1 pseudogene is annotated in these 679 nt (G+C 60.7%); it reads left to right on the top strand.

What is annotated here, in order from left to right:
• Positions 1-576: 576 nt before the first annotated feature.
• Positions 577-679, top strand: a pseudogene (locus tag BQ17_RS23500) (Uma2 family endonuclease); the annotation flags it as partial.

Here is a 679-nt window from a genome sequence, read left to right as displayed (position 1 = left end):
CGGTCAGAGCAGACGCCTTGTGGGCCGCACCGGATAACGCCGGACCGCCGGCAGGTTCGGTTCCCGTGTATACGCAAGGGTGGACACCAGCCTGATGCTCTGTGCGGCGCGGAGCAACCCGGTTCCCACGCGGCACGTGGGAACGAGAAAAACCACGTCGGGCGTCACCTTTTACGACACTCTCCCTTCGGGAGAGGGTTGGGGAGAGGGGATCAAGAAAGATGAATTTCTCCAGGTTAACACTTATAAATTTACCACTACCCCGGTGGGCACAGCCCACCCTACCCCCAATGCCATTCAGTCGAGTCCTGGAGGTGCAGGTCGGATCAGGCGCGCCTTGCGAGGCGGGCGCGGGCAACCGAGGCTGAACGCACCGTAACGACATTCAAGGCTGGTGCACCCCGTGTCGGGTTTTGCGGCGTGTCGAGTGTCGCGTAACAAGCTGCTACCAGCTACCGGATGTGGATGTCAGGCACACCGCCGTCTTAAAGATGCGGTTGCGGCATAGTGAAAATCCAGAGACCATTTTCCACAATCAGGCAGACAATAGCCGCACCTGAACCAGGGGTCCGAAACATGCAGCCAGCCATCCAACCCACCCTCTACGAGTCCCTGGAGGCCCTGCCCGAGGGTCTGACCGGGGAGATCCTGAACGGACAGCTCCACACCCAACCACGGC

This window comes from Candidatus Thiosymbion oneisti, assembly GCF_900092655.1.
GTDB classification, from domain to species: Bacteria; Pseudomonadota; Gammaproteobacteria; order Chromatiales; family Chromatiaceae; genus Thiosymbion; species Thiosymbion oneisti.
This window is presented reverse-complemented; position numbering and strand designations above follow the sequence as displayed.